Origin of the sequence: Dietzia sp. KRD202, from assembly GCF_017168155.1 — a bacterium.
Taxonomy (GTDB): Bacteria; Actinomycetota; Actinomycetes; order Mycobacteriales; family Mycobacteriaceae; genus Dietzia; species Dietzia kunjamensis.
In genome coordinates this window covers 1-2,210 of sequence record NZ_JABFAN010000093.1, presented here as the reverse complement: position 1 = coordinate 2,210, position 2,210 = coordinate 1, and the positions used below count along the sequence as shown (strand labels likewise).

Here is a 2,210-nt window from a genome sequence, read left to right as displayed (position 1 = left end):
AACCGGGACGAGTCCGTGTTCGAGCGGCCGGACGAGTTGATCATCGACCGGCCCAACGCCCGCAACCACATCGCTTTCGGGTTCGGCGTCCATCGGTGCATGGGCAACCGATTGGCCGAGCTGCAGTTGCGGATCCTCTGGGAGGAGCTGCTCCCACGCTTCGAGAGGATCGATGTCGTCGGTGAGCCGGAGTACGTGCAGTCCAACTTCGTTCGCGGCATCAGCAAGCTGATGGTCGAGCTCACCCCCAAGGGAACCGGATGAGTTCGGGGCGCGCGGTGGTGGTCGGCGCCAGCCATGCCGGCGCGCAGTCGGCCACCCGCCTCCGCCGGGAGGGTTGGTCCGGTGACATCGTGGGCCGGTGACGAGCCGATGTTGCCCTACCAGCGACCTCCTTCTCGAAGACCTGTGGAAGGAACAAGGACGATCTGTGGAAGGGACAAGAAGGTGTCGGCGCTCCCATGGTCCCGGTCGGACCAGTACGACCACAAGCTGCGGATCGCGGGACTCAACAACGGTTATGACGACATCGTCCTGAGCGGTGACCCCACCTCTGACCGAAACCGCACCTGCTACTACCTCAGGCAGGGTGAGCCGGTCGCCGCTGACAGCGTCAACCGCCCCGGGGACTCCATGACCACCAACGGCATTCTCGGCCAAGTCGCCGTCGACACGACTGCCCTGACACCGGAGGTGGCGGTGTGAGCAAGCAGACCGACCACTGGTCGTGGTCACCACCGAACGTCTGACCCCCGAGGTGAACAAGGATGGTTTGGAGGTCGACGGCAGGGCCCGCGATGAGACTTCTGCCTTTCGTTCCGGGCGCCCGTGACTCGCATCAGTCCGCAGGCGTGCGACGCGCACCCGCGGACGCCCGCGGCCCTGCATGGTGGCTCGCGTTGGTCGTCTGCAAACCCCTTCTGCTGCTCGTCAGGAGAGCGGACTGGCGCGGTACAGAGCGCCTTCCCGGGTCGGGGGGCGCAGTACTGGCGGCCAACCATGTCTCCCAAGCCGACCCGCTCTTCCTCGCGGAGATGGTCCTCGCCCAGGGCCGGACCCCCCGGTTCATGGCAAAATCAAGCCTGTTTCAGAGCAGAGCAGTGGGCTGGTGGTTTCGGTCGGCCGGCCACGTCCAGGTCGACCGCTCCGACGGGCGAGCCGGGATCCGCGCCGCGATCGAAGCAGTGGATCGCGGCGCCCTCGTCGTCGTCTACCCGGAGGGATCGATCACGAACCGACCGGATGCACGTCTGATGTCGCTCAGGTCGGGTGCTGTTCGCATCGCGCTCGAGACGTCAGTCCCATTGATCCCCGTCGCCCAATGGGGTGTGCAGGCCATCGCGCCAGCCTACGAAGGAAGGGTGGTGCTGGGCCGCCGTCGTCGGGTCACCCTGCTGGTCGGGGACCCGGTCCCGCTCGAGGACCTCCGAGAATTGCCGACGGCGACGGCAGCCGCTGCGGGTGTGCAAAGACTTCAGGACACCCTCGCAGCGATGGTCGACCAACTGGCCGACGAGCACGCTAGGTAGCGTGTGGCCGTGTCCAAGTCAGTGACGCGAGTCGATCGCGAGACAGGAATCGCTAACCTTTCTGTCATGCGGGCACCGTCAATGCGCGAACGATTCAAGGAGCACATGCGCCTGGCTGTCCTCGAGGCTGCCCACGACCTGACTGTCGACCGCGGCTGGGACCGGGTGCGCATGGGGCAGGTGGCTGATCGTGCCGGGGTGTCGCGGGCGGCTCTGTACAAGGAGTTCGGTGACAAGGCCGGCCTCGGAGAAGCCGTCGTACTCCGGGAGGCCTCGCGCTTCCTCGAGGGCATCCGGGGCGCGCTGGAGGCGCACATCGGCGATGCGAAGCGAGGCATCGCAGCCGCCGTCGACTACACCTTGAACGAGGCCGGGCGCAGCCCCCTGCTCAAGGCGGTGCTCATCTCCAACCGTGACCTTGATGCGGGAGGTCAGGCGTCCACGGGGATGCTCCCGCTGCTCACGACATCCGCACCGCTTCTCGACCTCGCCTCCGACACCCTGGCCGGATGGGTCGCGGAGAGTTATCCGGGTCTCCCCCCGGGCGATGTCATCGACGCGGCCGACACCCTGGTGCGCCTGACGGTCAGTCATCTTGCGCTCCCCAAGTGGGACCGAACCGCGACAGCGCGGAAGATCTCCGAGGTCGCCGTCCGGTTCCTCTCACTCGAATAGTGACCT

Annotated in this window: 4 protein-coding genes; all 4 read left to right on the top strand. The window is 66.5% G+C overall.

Annotated features, from left to right (window positions below; all coding sequences use genetic code 11):
* The coding region (locus J1M64_RS19035) for a cytochrome P450 (protein WP_206475213.1) at positions 1–264 on the top strand (264 nt) is incomplete at its 5' end.
* Between the two features lie 183 nt (positions 265–447).
* Positions 448–705 carry an oxidoreductase C-terminal domain-containing protein gene (locus J1M64_RS20080; protein WP_007628308.1) on the top strand — a complete coding sequence of 86 codons (258 nt, stop codon included), beginning with the start codon at positions 448–450 and terminating at the stop codon, positions 703–705.
* Positions 706–851: 146 nt separating this feature from the next.
* Positions 852–1,529, top strand: a complete 678-nt coding sequence (locus tag J1M64_RS19025) for a 1-acyl-sn-glycerol-3-phosphate acyltransferase (RefSeq protein ID WP_269505313.1) — start codon at positions 852–854, stop codon at positions 1,527–1,529.
* Positions 1,530–1,634: 105 nt separating this feature from the next.
* Positions 1,635–2,204 carry a TetR/AcrR family transcriptional regulator gene (locus J1M64_RS19020; RefSeq protein ID WP_069389790.1) on the top strand — a complete coding sequence of 190 codons (570 nt, stop codon included), beginning with the start codon at positions 1,635–1,637 and terminating at the stop codon, positions 2,202–2,204.
* The last annotated feature ends 6 nt before the right edge of the window (positions 2,205–2,210 follow it).

Coding starts and splice junctions, on each gene's coding strand:
- J1M64_RS19020 (WP_069389790.1), top strand. CDS start 1,635: ATGCGCCTGGCTGTCCTCGAGGCTGCCCACGACCTGACTGTCGACCGC.